The organism is Phytohabitans maris (genome assembly GCF_031085175.1).
Taxonomy (GTDB): Bacteria; Actinomycetota; Actinomycetes; order Mycobacteriales; family Micromonosporaceae; genus Phytohabitans; species Phytohabitans maris.
The window spans coordinates 159,881-176,507 of sequence record NZ_JAVHUY010000011.1 but is presented as its reverse complement, the minus strand read 5'-3'; the positions used below and the strand labels follow the sequence as shown (position 1 = coordinate 176,507).

Sequence of the window (16,627 nt, the reverse complement as noted above, 5' to 3'; positions counted from 1 at the left end):
GCCGACCTGACGAAAGGTCGCTCGATGAAAGGAGAGCAGGCGTTGAAGCAGTGCTGGCTCGACATCCGATCCGCCGGTGAATTCACCGCGGCGCTCTGCCAAGAGGCGTTGCACCACGGGTTCGACGCGATCGTCGCGGCGGATCCCGCGGACCTGGCGCCATTGCCGCCGGCGGTCACCCGCGTGCTCCTGCCCTCCGGCGCCGACCTGCCGGCGGACTTCGGCGTGGCCGACCTGGTCGTGGTCGACCCGGTCGTGCACGGAACGCCGGAGGAGCTGGCGCAGCGGCACCCGGACCGGCGGTTCGGCGTGTACGTGGAAGTCACCGACAAGGAGAGCCTGGAGCGGGCGTGCGCGAGCGTCCGGCGGTACGAGTGCACGGTGCTCCGCTTCCGCGACCCGACCAACATCCCGCTGGAGATCGTGCTCGCGGCCGCGGCGGCCACCCACCGTCCCGGCGCGGCGGCCCCCGGCCTGATCATCACCGCGATGGACCGGGTGGCCGACGCGCCGGTGCACCTCGGGGTGCTCGAACACGGGCCGGGCGGGCTCATGCTGGCCCCGACCGCGCCGGGCGAGGCGGCCCGCCTGCGGGACGTCGTGACGAGCAAGCCGGAGGCGCTCAAGCTGGTCACGCTCACGGTCACCGCGATCACCCACGCCGGCATGGGGGAACGGGCCTGCGTCGACACCTGCACCTACCTGGAGAAGGACGAGGGCATCCTGGTCGGCTCGCGGGCCAAGGGGATGGTGCTCTGCGTCAGCGAGACGCATCCGCTGCCGTACATGCCGACCCGACCCTTCCGGGTGAACGCCGGCGCGATCATGTCGTACACCCTCGCCGACCCGGAGCACACGCGGTACCTGAGCGAGCTCGGCGCGGGCGACACCGTGCTGGCGGTCGGGGCGGACGGGCGTACCCGGCACGCGATCGTCGGTCGGGTGAAGATCGAGACCCGCCCGCTGCTCTCCATCGACGCGGTCTCCGACGACGGCGAGCGGGTCAACGTGATCGTGCAGGACGACTGGCACGTACGGATCCTCGGCCCGGGCGCGGCCGTGCTGAACTCGACCGCGCTCCGGCCCGGCGACCAGATCCTCGGCCACCTCCCGCGGCGGGAACGCCACGTCGGCTATCCCATCGACGAGTTCTGCCACGAGCAGTGAACGTGTTCGACTTCCACGCCCGGCTGGGGCCCGGTCCGGAGGCCGCGGGCGCGCTGCTCGCGGCCATGGACCGCACCGGCATCGAGCGGGCCGCCGTCTCCGCCGGCGGCCTGCTGGACCTCGACCGCCTCTCCGCGCAGGTGGCCCGCGGCGGTCGCAGCGAGGTGGCGGCCGACAACGAGCGCGTCCGGGCGATCTGCGGCGGTACCGCCGGGCGGCTCCTGCCGTTCTTTCTCGCCGACCCGTGGCGGGACGTCGCCGCGTACCGGGCGGCTGCGCCGGGCCACCGCGGGCTGGAGATCTCCCCCGCGGTGCACGGGTTTCGCCTCGACGACCCGGCGGTGGACGAGCTCGTCGAGATCGCGGCCGCCGCCCGGCACCCGGTCTACGTGGTCTGCCTCGCCCACCCGGGCACGCGCGCCGGCGACCTTGCCGCCCTCGCCCGGCGCTTCCCGCAGGTGTCCTTCGTGTACGGACACTGTGGACACACGGGCCTCGACGCGAGCGGCCTGGCCGAGATCGCGCCGTGCCCGAACATCGTCGCCGAGACGTCCGGCTGCTACACGGCGGTCGCCGGGCTGGCACTGCGGCGGCTCGGGGCGGAGCGGGTGGTGTTCGGCACCGAGTACCCGCTCCAGCACCCGCGCGTGGAGGTCGTGAAGCTCGCGGCCGTCGAGATGAGCCGGGCGGACCGGCACCTGGTGATGTCGGCGAACGCCCGCCGGCTGCTCGGAGAGGAGGAGACATGGACCGGCCGCGGATCGGAGACTGGCGCGGGTACGCGGAGCTGACCCGGCTCCAGGACGTCCACCTGGCGGAGGCGCTGCGGGTCGCGGCGCGCTCCCCGTTCTACCGGGCGCGGGGGGACGTGCCGACCAACCGCGCCGAGCTGCGGCAGGTGGCACTGACCACGAAGCGGGACCTGCGCGACGCGTACCCGTTCGGGCTCCTCGCGGTCGACCGCGCCGAACTCGCCACGTACCACGAGTCGAGCGGGAGCAGCGGGGCGCCGACGTCGTCGTACTACACGGCGGGGGACTGGCTGGACCTGGCCGAGCGGTTCGCGCGCAAGCGGATCGCGATCGAGCCGAGCGACATGTTCCTGGTCCGCACGCCGTACGCCCTCATGATCACCGGCCATCTCGCGCACGCCGCGGCCCGCATGTGCGGCGCGACGGTCGTGCCGGCGGACAACCGCTCGCTGGCCATGCCGTACTCCCGGGTCGTCCGGGTGCTGCGCGACCTGGACGTCACGGTGACCTGGTCGCTGCCGACCGACACGCTGCTCTGGGCGGCTGCCGCGGCGGCCGCCGGTGCCCGGCCCGACCGGGACTTCCCCGCGCTGCGCGCGCTCTTCGTCGGCGGCGAACCGCTCAGCCCGGCCCGCCGGGACCGGATCGCCGCGCTGTGGGGCGCGCCGGTCGTGGAGGAGTACGGCGCGACGGAGACCGGCAGCCTCGCCGGCGAGTGCCCGTGCGGCCGGCTGCACCTGTGGGCCGATCGCGCGCTCTTCGAGGTGTACGACCCGCTGACCGGCCGTACCGCGCCGGAGGGCCGGGGCCAGCTCGTCGTCACGCCGCTCTTCCGCGAGGCGATGCCGCTGCTGCGGTACAACATGGAGGACGAGGTCGAGGTGGCGTACGGCGCCTGCGGGTGCGGCTGGTCGCTCCCCACCGTCCGGGTGCTCGGCCGCACCGCGTTTCAGAGCCGCGCCGGCGGCGTACCGCTCACCCAGACCGGGCTGGAGGAGCTCGTCTTCGGGCTACCGGCCGAGTTCGGCGTGCTCTTCTGGCGGGCCAGGGCGGCCAGCAGCCACCTGCGCGTCGAGATCGAGGTGGCCGAGCCGCACCGGGCCCCGGCCGTCGCCGCGCTCGTGGCGGCGGTCGGTCGCACCTACGGCATCGACGCCGAGGTGGTCGGCGTGCCGCCGGGCCGGCTCGTGCCGCTCTCGCTGCTGACCGCGAGCGCCGACGTGATGAAGCCGCGCGGCCTCTTCCGCGAGGACGAGGACTGGGACAAGGCGCTGAGCTACTACTGACAGTCCGAAGTGGAGAGTGCGGAGATGCGGATCGCCGTGGTGGGTGCGGGTGTGGGCGGGCTGGTCACCGCCGCGTGCCTCGCCCGGGAAGGCGTGCGCTGCGAGGTCTTCGAGTGGGCCGGCGGGCCACCCGAGGTGGCCGGTGGCATCCAGATCTCGCCGAACGGCGCGCGGATCCTGCACCGGCTCGGGCTCGAGCCCGAGCTGCGCGCCGTCGCGGCCCGGCCCGTCGTCCGGGAACTGCGGCGGTGGCGGGACGGCCGGCTGATCGGGCGGGTCGGGCTCGGCACGGCCGCCCGGGAGCGGTACGGGGCGCCGTACTACACGCTGCGCCGCACCGACCTGAGCCACATGTTGCTGCGCGCCGCCGGGCCGGTCCGGTTTGGACAGAGGTGCGTCGGGGTCGACGAGTCGGCGTCCGGCGTGCGCCTCAGCTTTGCCGGCGGCGGCTGGTACGACGCGGACGTCGTGGTGGGTGCGGACGGGCTCCACTCGGTGGTGCGGCGCGCCCTCGCCACGGATCCGCCGCGCTTCGCCGGACACACCGTCTACCGCGCGCTGGTACCGGCCGACCGGCTGCCGTGGCCCGCCGGGCCGCCCCGCGTCACGGTCTGGCTCGGCCCGGGGCAGCACTGCGTCAGCTATCCGGTCGGCGGCTCGAACGCGGTCAACGTCGTCGCCACGGTCGCGGCGACGAGCCCGCCCGAGGGGTACGCCATCGGCGACGCCGGGCGGCTCGCGGAGGCCTACCAGGGCTGGCATCCGCGGGTGCGCGAACTGCTCGCCGCCGGACCGCTGGTCCACCACGGGCTCTTCGACCGGCCGCCGCCGCGGCACTGGCAGCGCGGGCGGATCGCACTGGTCGGTGACGCCGCCCACCCGATGCTGCCGTTCCTGGCGCAGGGCGCGACGCAGGCGATCGAGGACGCCGCGACGCTCGCCGCGCACCTGCGCGACCCGGAGGGGCTGGCACGGTACGAGGCGCTGCGCCGTCCCCGCGTCGAACGCGTGCTCGCGGCGGTGCGGGAGGGCGCCGATTGGCTGCACCTCCCCGACGGGCCGCGCCAGCGCGACCGGGACCGCCGGCTCGCGTCCGCCCGGCTCTCCGACCAGGACTGGCTGTACGGATGGGACCACCCGAGTCCACAGTGCACACGAATGGAGCCTTTCGATGCCGATCCCGACGATCGCGCCGTACCCGATGCCGACGCCGGCGCACCTGCGTCCCGGTCCGGCGGCGTGGCGTGCTGACCCGCGCCGCGCGGTGCTGCTGATCCACGACATGCAGCGGTACTTCGTGTCGTTCTTCCCGGCGGACCGCTCGCCGATCAGGCCCCTGCTCGCCAACGTCGGCCGGCTGCGCACGGCGGCCACGGCGCTCGGCATCCCCGTCGTCTTCACCGTCCAACCCGGACGGATGTCGCGCGCCGACCGCGGTCTGCTCCACGACGTCTGGGGCGAGGGGATGTCGGACGCCGTCGAGGCGCGGGGGATCGTCGAGGAGATCGCACCGGGCCCCGGCGACCTGGTGGTGACCAAGTACCGGTACAGCGCGTTCCACCGCACCCGCCTCGCCGCCGAGCTGGCCGCGATGGGGCGGGACCAGCTCGTGGTCTGCGGCGTATTCGCGCACATCGGCTGCCTGCTCACCGCCTGCGACGCGTACTCGCACGACATCCAGCCGTTCCTCGTGGCGGACGCGGTCGCCGACTTCAGCGCCGAGGACCACTTGATGGCCCTCGACTACGCCGCACGCCGGTGCGCGGTGACGGCGACCACCCAGGATCTCGTCACCGCGCTCCAGGCCGGCTAACCGACCAGCTCGCCGCGCATGACCGTGACGGCCTGGCCGCTGAGGCGGATCCGGTCTCCCCGCCGGGCCACCCGCAGCGCCCCGCCGCGCGCGGAGAGCTGCCGGGCCGCGAGCTCCTCGACGCCGAGCCGCTCGAACCACCAGCCGCCGATCGTGCAGTGCGCCGATCCGGCGGCCGGGTCCTCGGGCGTGCCCACGGCCGGGTAGAAACAGCGGCTCACCACACCGTTCGCGCTGCCGTCGGCGGCCGTGACGAGGACACCCCGGTACGGCAGGCGGCCCAGCACCTCGGTGTCCGGCCGGAGCTCCCGCACCTGCTCGGCCGAGGCGACCTGGACGAGCAGGTCGTACCGGCCCCGCCCGGCCGCCACGACCTCCGTACCGCCCAGCGCGGCCCGCAGCTCCGCGCTCGGCTCGACCGGCTCGGTCGGGTCGGCGGGGAAGTCGAGCTCCACCCAGCCGGGCGACGACGTCCGGGCCCGCAGCACGCCGCCGCGGGTCCGGAACGTGTTCTCCCCACCGAGCACGTGCGCGGTCGCGAGCGTCGCGTGTCCACACAGGTCGATCTCGACGATCGGCGTAAACCAGCGCAGGTCCCAGACGCGCTCGCCGCACGGGCGGACGAACGCGGTCTCCGCGTGGCGGAACTCGGCGGCCACCGCCTGCAACCACCCGTCCGCCGGAAAATCACCGTCGACCAGCACGACGCTGGCCGGGTTGCCCGAAAACGCGTTGCCGGTGAACGCGTCGACGACGAAGAACCTCACTATGATCCCATCCCTTCGACCGTGGATGCCTTTCACGGTGCCGAGCCCAAAGGACCGCGGCCACTACTCGCATTGGTAGTGGTCGCCGCCGCACCGCCCCGCATAGCGTGAGGCGTAACGGAAACGGGGGTCCGCAGATGACGACGGTGGTGCAGAAGTACGGCGGCAGCTCGGTGGCGACCGTGGCGCGGATCGGCATGGTCGCCGACCGGATCGCGCGCACCCGGGCGGCCGGACTCTCCGTCGTGGTCGTGGTCTCCGCCACCGGCGACACCACCGACGAGCTGCTGCGGCTGGCCGCCCGGGTCAGCGCCGCACCGCACCCGCGCGAGACCGACCAGCTGCTGGCGACCGGCGAGTGCGCCTCCGCCGCGCTGCTGGCGATGGCGCTGCGGGAGCGGGGCGTACCCGCTGTCTCCCTCACCGGCGGCCAGGCCGGCTTCCGGGTGAGCGGCCCGCACGGCGGCGGTTCGGTCGAGCGGATCCGGACCGGGCGGGTGGAGAGCCTGCTCGCCGCCGGCAACGTCGTGGTCGTCGCCGGGTTTCAGGGCGTGAACGCCGCCGGTGACGTGGTGACGCTGGGGCGGGGCGGCTCCGACACGTCGGCCGTGGCGCTCGCCGCCGAGCTGCGCGCGCGTACCTGCCAGATCTACACGGACGTCGCGGGCGTCTTCACCGCGGACCCGCGGATCGTGCCGGCGGCCCGGCTGCTGCACGTGGTACCGGCCGGCGTGATGGCCGAGCTGGCGTTCGCCGGAGCGCGGGTGCTGCACGCCCGCTCGGTCGAGCTCGCCCAGATGTCCGAAGTGGACATCGAGGTGCGCGACTCGGCGTCCGACGGGCCCGGGACCCTGGTCGAGAGCCGCCGCGACGTCCTGGAGGAGCGCTCTTGCGTCGTGGCGGTGGCGGACGACCGGGACGTGGTACTGGTCACCACGGACGCGGTGCCGCCGGGTGCCCTGCTGCACCTGCTGGCCGAGCAGGCCGTGCAGCCGGACCTGTTCGCGTTTGCGGCGCCCGGGCGCTGTGGTTTCACGGTCACCGCCGCCGGCGCGGCACGGCTGCGCGAGCCGCTGGCCTGCCTGGTGGCCGCCGCCGGCGGGGAGGCGGTCGCCGACGCGGCCGTGGGAAAGGTCTCGCTGGTCGGCACCGGGCTGCTGAGCCGCCCCCAGCTCACCGCCCAGATGCTGTCCGAGCTGGCCGTCGCCGGGATCGCGCCGAGCTGGGTGGGGGCCAGCCAGTCGCGGGTCTCGGCGGTGGTGCCGGCCGCCGACACGGTGCGCGCGGCGGTGGTCCTGCACCGCGCCTTCGGGCTCGACCGGGCGCCCGCCACTGCGCCCGGACCGGAACCCGTCACCGCCTGACGCCGCCGCCGGCCGGCTCTGGCGGCCCGCTGTCCTCCGGCGGCTGGCCCGCGCGCGACCCGTGGTCCATGTTCGACCGTCGCGCGTGGACGATCTGGGCCAGGCTCACCCGCGAGTCGATCCCCAGCTTCTGGAAGATCCGTCGCAAGTGGAAGTTGACGGTGTGCGGCGAGATCTTCAGGCGCCGCGCGATCTGCTGGTTCGTCAGCGCCTGCCCGGCCAGGCACGCCACCGCCCGCTCGCGGTCGGTCAGGCTCGCCCACTCGGTGTCGGCGGGCTGCCGCTCCGTGGCGGTGGAGAGCCCCACCGGCCGGTGCACGTGGTTTCCCGCCTCGGGACGGTCGCCGCCCTCGGGCTCCGCTGGCTGCTGCTCCTGCGGCACGATGGCGAGGACGATGACGTCCCGCCCGTCGGCGCCGACGAGTTCGACGAGGAGCTCGGTGAGCCCCCGTACGCTCAGCCGGGTCCTGCCGGACCGGCCGGCCGGAAACGGGCTGACGCCTTCACCTACCGGACTCATTCGAGGTACCCCCAACTGGTCAGCAGGATGGTGACCAGCCAGCGGACGGCGGCCACGATCAAGACGGCGATCTCGCCGCGCTCGAAAGGGTCGCTGTCGTGCGGCCGGTCGCTTGGCCATCGACGTGAATACATTCCCCACACCTCCCGCCTCTGCCCGGGGACGCCGGCTGGTGACGCCGAACTCCCGGCAGTGCGACAATCTCGCGTGGAAAGAGCATCGGCCGCGACGTGCCTCCGGACGCCGGATTCCGGCTGTCCGCGAACGTCCGCGATGGCTCGGGACGGCACATGCGCGCGGACACGGGACGACGGGAGAGGCGTCATGACCCACGCGGAGCGCCCACCCGATCCGAGCCGCCTGCACACGCTCGACGACCTCGCACAGGCGTTCACCCGGCTGCGGCGGCGCGAGGCCCGCAAGGGTCAGGTGCAGCTCTCCGTGCGAGACCTCTCGGCCCGGACCAACAAGGCGCCGAGCACGCTCGACGCCTACCTGCGCGGTACCCGGCTGCCACCCGCAGACGTGTACGAGGACCTGCTGCGGGCGCTCGGCGTCCGGGTGGCCGACCTCCGCCCCTGGCTGGACGCCTGGGAGCGGATCGCCGACGGGCGCCCGGCCCGGCAGCCACCATCCCGAGTGACCGCTCAGTCAGGCGGAAAGCCGGCGCTGCTCCACCTCAGCCAGACGTTCCTCTACCGCTTGACCGGGGAGCAGTACCGCGCGGACACCTTCGTCGGCGTCATCACCGGAGACATCCGCCGGGTGCGGGTCGCCGACGTCTGGGTCAACTCGGAAAACACCGACATGCGGATGTCCCGCTTCGAGGAGTACTCGATCTCGGCGATCATCCGCTTCGAAGGTGCCAAGCACGACGACGCCGGACAGGTCGTCGAAGACAGCATCGCCGAGGAACTGGCCCGCAAGGTCTCCGGCCGGGTGCCGGTCGCCCCCGGCTCGGTCGTCACCACCGGCCCGGGTGACCTGGCCGGGCGCAACCGCGTGCGGCACGTCATCCACGTCGCGGCCGTGCGGGGCGAGCCGGGCGAGGGCTACCGCCAGGTCCCCGACATCGGCCGCTGCGTCAGCAACGTGCTTGTCGAGGCGGAACGGCTGGCCGCGGTCGACTCGGTCCGCAGCGTGCTGATCCCGCTGCTCGGCACCGGCGTGGCCGGCGGCCGGCTCGAGCCCACCGTGCGGACGATGGTGGAGAGCATCGTCGACCACTTCACCTATCACCACGAAGGTGACCTGCGCGTGGTCTACCTGCTGGCCAGCACCGAGCCGGAGCGCGAGGTGTGCCGCGCCGTCCTGGGCGCCGGCCCGTTCGCCGCCTCGTCGCCGTCACACTGACGCGCCCTCGCCCTGGCCGTGGGCCAGCCGCGTGCGGAGCAGGTCGACCAGGACCGGGTCGGTCTGTTCCAGGTACCTCGGGATCGCCTTTCGCAGCAGGTGCGGCTGCCGCTCGAAGAGCGCCCGCGCCGGCGGCGGCAGCGATCGCAGGTCGCGGTCCTTGACCGCGAGCAGGCGGTCGAAGAGAGCGCGGTCGCGCTCCTCCACCGGGCGCCAGCCGTCGAACCGCCGGGCCACCCCGATCGCGTGCGCCAGCGGGAGCAGCAGCGCCAGACGCCACAGCTCCTCCCAGGCACGGCGGTTGGTCAGCGTGCGGACCAGGTACTCCCGCTCCGTCTCGGTCAACGCCCGCCGGCCGTCACCGCCCACGACCGGTACCAGGTGAATGCCCTCGACCTCGCTCATCGCGGCCCGCAGCCGGCGCCGCAACCGCTGCGGCGCGCGCTGGTAGGCGCGCGCCAGCAGCGCGCTGTCCGGGTCGACCTCGCGGTATCGCGCCACCTGCCCGGTCAGCGCGAACAGCGCCGCCCGTGCCACCGGGTCGTCCGGCGCGTACCCCCGGTCGCGGCAGATCGCCACCGCGTGGGCGACCAGCAGGTCCGAGGAGCCGCCGCTGAGGGCCGCGGCGCAGGTCTCGGCCGGGGTGGCCAGGCCCAGCAGGATGCGGCTCGGCTGTCGCGCGGTGCCGCCGGTGGCGGGGCGACCGTCGAGCTTCTCCCACAGCCGCCGGTCCGGTGTGGACAGCCAGAGCGACCACGCCGCGTCGACCACGTCGTCCGGCACGCGGCGGGGATCGTCCAGCAGGATCTCGCGCACCCGGGGGTGGCCGGCGTGCGCGAGCCACAGCGTCGACAGCCGTTGGCCGGTCGCGGTCCGCACGTACTCCTCGGCCGCCCCGGCCACCGCCGGGTCGGGGTCGTCGAGCACCGCGCGTAGCCCTCGGGCCCGAATCCACGCTTCGATGCCCACCTCGGGCGCGGGGGCCGGCCGCGTCACGTCGGGCTGGCGCGCCCGCCGGCGCCGCCACCGCTTCCACCATCGAAACATCGCATCCATGATGCCGGGACCGTGGAGAATGTGGCATCGTGACGCGCAACGGCTTCGTCCGCTCCGGCCTCGCACCGCTCGACATCGCCGGCCGCTGGCAGGATCACGTGTCGTTTCAGCTCGTCGCCCCGTAGCCTTGGCTGACGTGGAGATCGAAAAAGCGCTGGAGTTCGTGGCGCGCAATCACCGGGCGGTCCTGACCACGTACCACGCGGACGGGCGGGCGCAGATGACGCCGGTGACCGCCGGTGTGGACGGGTCCGGCCACGTGGTGATCAGCGCCCGCGAGCCCCTGGTCAAGACCCGCAACATCATCCGCGACCCCCGCGTCGTGCTCTGCGCCCTCAACGACGCCTTCTACGGCGAGTGGGTCTATGTCGAGGGCACGGCGGAGGTGGTCCACCTGCCCGAGGCGATGGAGCCGCTGGTCGACTACTACCGGCGCATCTCCGGCGAGCACCCCGACTGGGACGACTACCGCGTCGCGATGGAGCGCGACCAGCGGGTCCTGCTCCGCATCACGATCACCCGCGCCGGTCCGGGCTGACCCCGCCGCCGGCCGCCGAGCCGCCCAGGTGCTCGCGCAGGGCGAGCGCGAGCGGGGTCCGCCGCACGCACCGGTCGAAGGCGAACGAGCCGGCCAGCTCCGCCGCCTCGTCCGGTGTGACGCCGGCGAAGCAGCGCTCGAAGTCACCCACCATCGGCTCGGCCAGCAGGATGTGCCGTACGAGCAGGTTGACCCAGGCGCGGCGACCCCACGGGTACGGCTGGAAGTCCGGGAACTCGCGGGCGAACAGCTCCTCGATCGGGCCCATCACGTCACGGATCCCGGTGTCGACACCGCCCCACGAGTCGACGCCCAGCCGCGCCTTCTTTTCCAGCACCGGGCCGATCCGGCGCAGGTACGGGCTCTGCGGGTCGGCGTACACCAGGCCCTGCAGCCCGATGTCCTTGTACGTCCACAGTGCCCAGCTGGCGCCGTGCGCGCGGTAGATGTCGAGCTGGTCGCGGAGCAACCGCAGGCGGGAGGCGTCCACGGCCGGGTCGCCGGTGTACACCGGGCCGAACTCGCCGATCCAGATGGGCGTACCGGTGCGCCGCATGAACTCGGTGCGCCGCAGGAACGTCTCCTCCACCACCTCGCGGTCGAAGTACTCGCCGCGCGCCATCCCCGGGTACTCGCTGCCGGCCGCCATCCCGGGCAGCGCGTAGTCGTGCGCGGTGTACACGGTGTTGGCGAACGGCTCGGCGAACGCGGAGAAGTCCGTGGAGTATTTGTTGCCGTCCAGAAACAGCACGTGCCGCGAATCGACCGCGCGGATCGCCCGCTCCAGCCGCGCGTAGAACGGGCCGATCACCTCGCCGGAGGCGTCCGCCGGCTCGTTGACCGGGTTGTAACCGGCGACCGTCGGGTTGTCGCGGTAACGGTCGGCCAGCGCCTCCCACAGGTGCACGACCCGGTCCTGAAAGTGGCGGTGCGTCCAGAACGACGCCCAGTGGGTGGGGTTGTCGCTGTGCCAGTTCTGGTTCTGGTAGCCGGGCACCGCGTGCAGGTCGAGGATCGCGTACAGGCCGGCGCCGGCGCAGAGCCCGATCACCCGGTCGAGCCAGGCGAAGCCCTCGGCCTTGTGCGCGAACGGCCGGTCGTCGTCTTCGAAATGCCGGTAGTTGAACGGGATCCGCACCGAGTTGAGCCCGAGCGAGGCGAGGTATCGCGCGTCGGCCGCGTCGAAGAAGTCGGTCAGGAAGCGGTCGAAGTATCGCTGGTACCCCTCTTCGCCGAGCGCCCGGCGCAGCGCCTTGCGCTGCTGCGACTCGGTGCCGGGATAGCCGGTGACGAAGTTTTCCATGTTGAGCCAGCCGCCCAGGCCGACGCCGGCCAGCGTGACCGGCTCGCCGGCCTCGTCGACGAGGCGCTCACCGCTGGCGCTGATCCACTGTAAACTCACGGCCGTCCTCGCTTCGCTGCGGGCGGCCGCGAGCCGCAAATGACGCTGAGCCCGATGATTCGCTCGCTCCGCTCGCTCACGCGCGCACCGGGCCGGTCGTGTCGCGGACGAGCAGGCGTGGCTGGAAGCGGGCGTCGTAGCCCGGGGGAGCGCCGCTCATCAGCGCCCAGAGCCGCTCCCACGCCTGGCGGCCCAGCTCGTTCTTGGGGATGGAGGCGGTCGTGAGCGGCGGCGTGGTGTAGCGGGCGAACGGGATGTCGTCGAAGCCGGTGATGGAGAGCTGGCCCGGCACCGAGACGCCCAGCTCGTGCAGCCCGCTCAGCGCGCCGAAGGCGACCATGTCGTTGAAGGCCACCACCGCGGTCGCGCCGGTCGCGAGCACCGCGCGGGCCGCCGCGTGCCCCGTCTCGAACGTGGAGCCGCAGTCGAGCTCGGTCAGGTGGAAGCCGGGGCTGCCGGCCGCTTCCGCACGCAGTGTCACGAGCCGGTCGGTGTTGGAGGTGCTGGCCGGCGGGCCGGCGAGGTACACGAGGCGGCGATGCCCGTACCCGAGAAGATGGGCGACGATCGCGCGGATGCCGGCGTGGTAGTCGACGGAGAGTGACGGCACCGCGGTGCCCGGGATTTCCCGGTTGAGCAGCACGAGCGGCGCGAGCCGCTCGTGCAGGGCGCGTAGCTGCGGCTCGGGGATGCGCGACGAGGCGAGCACGAGCCCGTCGGAGCGGCGCCGCGCCTCGACCGCGAGGATCTGCTCGGCCTCGGCGTTCTCGTTGGACTCGGCGACCATCAGGCGGTGGCCGTGTGCCCCGGCGGCGGTGCTCAGGCCCCGCAGGATGTCCTGGAACATCGGGTTGGCCAGGTCGGGCACGATCAGCGAGACGGTGCTCGTGCGCCCCAGGGCGAGGCTGCGGGCCAGGAGGCTCGGCTCGTAGTTGAGTGCCTCGGCGGCGGCGCGCACGCGGGCGGCCAGCTCGGGAGCGACCGTGGTGCTGCCGTTCATCACCCGGGAGACGGTCGCGCGGGAGACGCCCGCCGCGTCCGCGACCCGGCTGATCGTGGCGGCCGCCGGATCGCGCCGGACGCCACCGCGGCGGGACCGCGGCTTACTTCGGTGGGTGTCGCCCATCTCAAGGCCCATGCCGTCGCTCCCTGGGTGCCCATATCCAGCACGAACGTCGTCGCCGGGCCAAGATACCGGTTACTCGATCGCCCTGGCAATCGGTTGCCAGGGCGCCGCGCGCGGTGACCGTCGCCCTATTTGTCCTTCATTGAAACGTGAAAACTAATCGTTGACAGCACATTAGGGCTCTGTTAGAAACTGGTTACTCAGCTCCGGAGTGAGGGCCTGCGGCACGGCGAGAGGCGTCGACCCCCACTCGTTCACGACCGAAGGGTGCTCCGATGAGCGAGCTTGGACTCGGCGACATCGCAGGGAGCGCTGGCGACCGAGGAGCGGAGCGGCGTGCGCAGCCGAGCCATCGGAAGCTGCTCAAGAGCAAAGGAAGCCGGCGGGAGGACCGTGCCGCCTACGCCTTCCTGCTGCCGTGGTTCATCGGCATGGCCGTCTTCACGCTCGGGCCGATCCTCGCCTCGCTCTACCTCTCCTTCACCGACTACACCCTGCTCAGCCCGCCCGAGTGGGTCGGCCTCGACAACTTCCAGCGCATGCTCGACGACACCCGCCTGCACAAGTCGCTGGTGGTCACGTTCGAGTACGTCTTCGTCTCCGTGCCGCTCCAGCTGAGCCTCGCCCTCGCGCTCGCGATGCTGCTCAACCGGGGCGTGCGCGGGCTTGCCTTCTACCGTTCCGTGTACTACCTGCCGTCGCTGCTCGCCGGCAGCGTCTCGATCGCGATCCTCTGGCGGCAGATCTTCGGCGGCGACGGCCTGGTCAACCAGCTGCTCGACGTGGTCGGCATCGAGGGCACGAGCTGGATCGCCAACCCGGACACCGCGCTCGGCACGCTCGTCGTGCTCAACGCCTGGACGTTCGGCGCGCCGATGGTGATTTTCCTGGCCGGCCTGCGGCAGATCCCCGCGTCGTACTACGAGGCCGCGTCGGTCGACGGCGCCGGGCCCGTCTCGCGGTTCTTCCGCATCACGCTGCCGCTGCTCACGCCGATCATCTTCTTCAACGTGGTGCTCCAGATGATCGACGCGTTCCAAAACTTCACCCAGGCGTTCGTGGTGAGCGGCGGCAAGGGCGGTCCGGTCGACTCGACGCTCGTCTACACGCTCTACCTGTACGACCGGGGCTTCGGCTCGTTCGAGATGGGCTACGCCTCGGCGCTGGCCTGGGTCCTGCTGGTCATCATCGCGGTGCTGACCGGTGTCAACTTCCTCTTCGCGAAGAAGTGGGTCTTCTATGGCGACTGACACGATGCTGCCGGCCGGGCCGGCGCTCGACACGCCGGCGGAGCGCCCGCCGGGGGCGGGGAGCGGCGGCCGGTCGCGGCGGCTGGGCAAGCACGCGCTGCTGATCGTGCTCGGCCTCGCGATGCTCTACCCGCTGCTGTGGATGGTGTCGAGCTCGTTCAAGCCCACCGAGACGATCTTTCGCGACCCGTCGATCTGGCCGCGGCAGGTCGACTTCGACAACTACACCGAGGGCTGGACCGCGCTCGCCCACCCGTTCCACTTCTACCTGTGGAACTCCGCGGTCGTCGCGTTCTTCTCGGTGGTGGGCAACCTGCTCTCCTGCTCGCTCGCGGCGTACGCGTTCGCGCGGCTGAGGTTTCGTGGCCGGGCGATCTTCTTCGCGATGATGCTCTCCACCCTCATGCTCCCGATCCACGTGCTGATCGTCCCGCGATACGTGCTCTTCTCCGAGCTCGGCTGGATCAACACCACCCTGCCGCTGATCGTCCCGAAGTTCTTCGCCACCGACGCGTTCTTCATCTTCCTGATGGTGCAGTTCATCCGGGGCCTGCCACGCGAGCTCGACGAGGCCGCGCGGATGGACGGGTGCGGGCACTTCCGCATCTACTGGCGGATCGTCATGCCGCTGTCCCTGCCGGCCCTGGCCACCTCGGCGCTGTTCACCTTCATCTGGACCTGGAACGACTTCTTCAGCCAGCTGATCTTCCTGACCGATCCCAACACCTACACGGCACCCGTCGCGCTCAACTCCTTCCTGGACGGTCAGGGGGAGAGCGCTTGGGGGCAGCTCTTCGCGATGTCCGTGGTGGCGCTGGCGCCGATCTTCGGGTTCTTCCTCGCCGGGCAGCGCTACCTGACCCAGGGCATCGCCACCACGGGTCTCAAGTGACCCGCACGTTCTGTGAATCGTTACAAGCGAACAGGAGCCTCAGATGAGAAACACGCGTCTCGCGGCAGCTCTCGTCGCCGGCGCCGCCCTGCTGGCCGCGGCCGGCTGCGGTGGCGACTCGGGTGGTGGCAGCGGCGACGGCCCGGTGGAGATCCGCTTCTCCTGGTGGGGCAACAACGACCGGGCGGAGACCACCAAGAAGGTCATCGCCGCCTTCGAGGCGAAGAACCCCGGCATCAAGGTCACCGGCGACTTCGCCGACTTCAACGCGTACTTCGACAAGCTGGCCACCGAGGTCGCCTCCGGGCGCGGGCCCGACGTCATCACGCTCGGCGGCGCCTACCCCCGCGAGTACGGCGGCCGTGGCGCGCTGCTCGACCTGTCGCGGGTCAGCGGCGAGCTGGAGACCGACAAGATCGACCCGGCCGCGCTCGGCAACGGCAAGTTCGACGACAAGCAGTTCGGCGTACCCACGGGCGTCAACGCGCCGGTCATCATCGCCGACCCGGTGGTCTTCCAGAAAGCCGGCGTGCCGCTCCCCGACGACGCCACCTGGACCTGGGACGACTTCGTCCGGATCGCCACCGACGTGGCCAAGAAGTCGCCCAAGGGCACGTACGGCGTGGCCGACCCGACCAAGAGCGACACGCTCGACGTCTTCTCCCGCCAGCGCGGCGAAGGGCTCTACACGCCGGACGGCAAGCTCGGCATCAGCAAGCAGACGCTGGTGGACTGGTGGACGCTGACCACCAAGCTGCGCGACGCCGGCGCCTCCCCGCCCGCCGCGACCACCGCCGAACTGGCCGGCCAGCCCTCGCCGGAGCAGACGCTCATCGGCCGTGGCCTCGCCGGCATGCAGGTCGACTGGAGCAACCAGCTCGGCGCGCTGCGCAAGGCTTCCGGCCACCCGCTCAAGCTCCTGCGCTACCCGGGTGAGAGCAGCGCCCAGCAAAAGGGCATGTGGCTGCAGGCCTCGCAGGTCTACACGATCAACGCGAAGAGCAAGCACCCCAAGGAGGCGGCGAAGCTCCTCGACTTCCTGGTCAACAGCGAGGAGGCGGGCAAGCTCATCCTCACCGACCGCGGCATCCCGGCCAACCCGGACGTGCTCGAGGCGATCCTCCCGTCCCTCAACGAGGACCAGAAGGCGCAGGCCGAGTTCATCGACGCGGCGACGCCGACGATGGGCCCACCGCTCGTCATCGGCCCGGAGGGCTCGACCGACACGCCCGACATCCTCACCCGGCTGAACGACGAGGTGCTCTTCAACCGCAAGACGCCGGACGCGGCCGCGGACGAGTTCGTCAAGCAGGTCGAGGCCGCCATCCAGTGAACGGGGGC

General features: G+C 72.4%; 17 protein-coding genes. 11 read left to right on the top strand and 6 right to left on the bottom strand.

The features are described from left to right. Window positions 1–24 precede the first annotated feature (24 nt). The 5 genes from RB614_RS14220 to RB614_RS14200 are packed head-to-tail and all read left to right on the top strand — an operon-like array spanning window position 25 to window position 5,018. Entirely contained in the window at window positions 25–1,167 is a 1,143-nt protein-coding gene (locus tag RB614_RS14220; RefSeq protein ID WP_308712941.1) for a 3-dehydroquinate synthase II family protein, read from the top strand. Window positions 1,168–1,169: 2 nt separating this feature from the next. After that, entirely contained in the window at window positions 1,170–1,958 is a 789-nt protein-coding gene (locus RB614_RS14215; RefSeq protein ID WP_308712940.1) for an amidohydrolase family protein, read from the top strand. Then, on the top strand, window positions 1,913–3,205 hold the full coding sequence (locus tag RB614_RS14210; protein WP_308712939.1) for a phenylacetate--CoA ligase family protein: 1,293 nt from the start codon (window positions 1,913–1,915) through the stop codon (window positions 3,203–3,205). The genes RB614_RS14215 and RB614_RS14210 overlap by 46 nt, the downstream gene beginning before the upstream one ends. A gap of 24 nt (window positions 3,206–3,229) precedes the next feature. Beyond that, a complete protein-coding gene (locus RB614_RS14205; protein ID WP_308712938.1) occupies window positions 3,230–4,456 on the top strand; it encodes an FAD-dependent monooxygenase in 1,227 nt (408 codons plus the stop codon). Beyond that, the gene (locus RB614_RS14200) at window positions 4,377–5,018 is read left to right on the top strand and encodes an isochorismatase family protein (RefSeq protein ID WP_308712937.1); all 642 of its coding nucleotides are present in this window, start codon (window positions 4,377–4,379) and stop codon (window positions 5,016–5,018) included. The genes RB614_RS14205 and RB614_RS14200 overlap by 80 nt, the downstream gene beginning before the upstream one ends. Here RB614_RS14200 and RB614_RS14195 read toward each other — a convergent pair. After that, window positions 5,015–5,785, bottom strand: coding sequence for a PhzF family phenazine biosynthesis protein (locus RB614_RS14195; RefSeq protein WP_308712936.1), 771 nt, complete (start codon window positions 5,783–5,785; stop codon window positions 5,015–5,017). The genes RB614_RS14200 and RB614_RS14195 overlap by 4 nt on opposite strands. Window positions 5,786–5,922: 137 nt before the next feature. Here RB614_RS14195 and RB614_RS14190 point away from each other — a divergent pair, with 137 nt between their 5' ends. Further along, a complete protein-coding gene (locus RB614_RS14190) occupies window positions 5,923–7,149 on the top strand; it encodes an aspartate kinase (RefSeq protein ID WP_308712935.1) in 1,227 nt (408 codons plus the stop codon). Here the strand turns inward: RB614_RS14190 and RB614_RS14185 are convergent. Both RB614_RS14185 and RB614_RS14180 read right to left on the bottom strand, forming a co-directional pair. Further along, entirely contained in the window at window positions 7,139–7,669 is a 531-nt protein-coding gene (locus RB614_RS14185; protein WP_308712934.1) for a helix-turn-helix transcriptional regulator, read from the bottom strand. The genes RB614_RS14190 and RB614_RS14185 overlap by 11 nt on opposite strands. Further along, window positions 7,666–7,803: a hypothetical protein gene (locus tag RB614_RS14180; protein ID WP_308712933.1), complete on the bottom strand. Its 138-nt coding sequence runs from the start codon at window positions 7,801–7,803 to the stop codon at window positions 7,666–7,668. Before RB614_RS14180 ends, RB614_RS14185 begins: the two co-directional genes overlap by 4 nt. A gap of 190 nt (window positions 7,804–7,993) precedes the next feature. Between RB614_RS14180 and RB614_RS14175 the strand changes: the two genes are divergently transcribed. Continuing rightward, a complete protein-coding gene (locus RB614_RS14175) occupies window positions 7,994–9,022 on the top strand; it encodes a helix-turn-helix domain-containing protein (RefSeq protein ID WP_308712932.1) in 1,029 nt (342 codons plus the stop codon). Here RB614_RS14175 and RB614_RS14170 read toward each other — a convergent pair. Next, window positions 9,014–10,069 carry a hypothetical protein gene (locus RB614_RS14170; protein ID WP_308712931.1) on the bottom strand — a complete coding sequence of 352 codons (1,056 nt, stop codon included), beginning with the start codon at window positions 10,067–10,069 and terminating at the stop codon, window positions 9,014–9,016. The two genes, RB614_RS14175 and RB614_RS14170, sit on opposite strands and share 9 nt — an antisense overlap. Before the next feature lie 145 nt (window positions 10,070–10,214). On the opposite strand from RB614_RS14170, the gene RB614_RS14165 reads away from it, so the two are divergent. Next, window positions 10,215–10,616, top strand: a complete 402-nt coding sequence (locus RB614_RS14165; protein ID WP_308712930.1) for a PPOX class F420-dependent oxidoreductase — start codon at window positions 10,215–10,217, stop codon at window positions 10,614–10,616. Here the strand turns inward: RB614_RS14165 and RB614_RS14160 are convergent. Then, window positions 10,594–12,018 carry a glycoside hydrolase family 5 protein gene (locus RB614_RS14160; protein WP_308712929.1) on the bottom strand — a complete coding sequence of 475 codons (1,425 nt, stop codon included), beginning with the start codon at window positions 12,016–12,018 and terminating at the stop codon, window positions 10,594–10,596. The genes RB614_RS14165 and RB614_RS14160 overlap by 23 nt on opposite strands. 76 nt (window positions 12,019–12,094) lie before the next feature. Beyond that, entirely contained in the window at window positions 12,095–13,156 is a 1,062-nt protein-coding gene (locus RB614_RS14155; protein ID WP_308712928.1) for a LacI family DNA-binding transcriptional regulator, read from the bottom strand. Window positions 13,157–13,419: 263 nt separating this feature from the next. Here RB614_RS14155 and RB614_RS14150 point away from each other — a divergent pair, with 263 nt between their 5' ends. The 3 genes from RB614_RS14150 to RB614_RS14140 are packed head-to-tail and all read left to right on the top strand — an operon-like array spanning window position 13,420 to window position 16,619. Beyond that, the gene (locus tag RB614_RS14150) at window positions 13,420–14,394 is read left to right on the top strand and encodes a carbohydrate ABC transporter permease (RefSeq protein ID WP_308712927.1); all 975 of its coding nucleotides are present in this window, start codon (window positions 13,420–13,422) and stop codon (window positions 14,392–14,394) included. Further along, window positions 14,384–15,286 (top strand): carbohydrate ABC transporter permease, encoded by a 903-nt coding sequence (locus RB614_RS14145; RefSeq protein WP_308712926.1) that lies wholly within the window; start codon window positions 14,384–14,386, stop codon window positions 15,284–15,286. Before RB614_RS14150 ends, RB614_RS14145 begins: the two co-directional genes overlap by 11 nt. A gap of 43 nt (window positions 15,287–15,329) precedes the next feature. Continuing rightward, on the top strand, window positions 15,330–16,619 hold the full coding sequence (locus RB614_RS14140) for an ABC transporter substrate-binding protein (RefSeq protein WP_308712925.1): 1,290 nt from the start codon (window positions 15,330–15,332) through the stop codon (window positions 16,617–16,619). Window positions 16,620–16,627 lie beyond the last annotated feature (8 nt).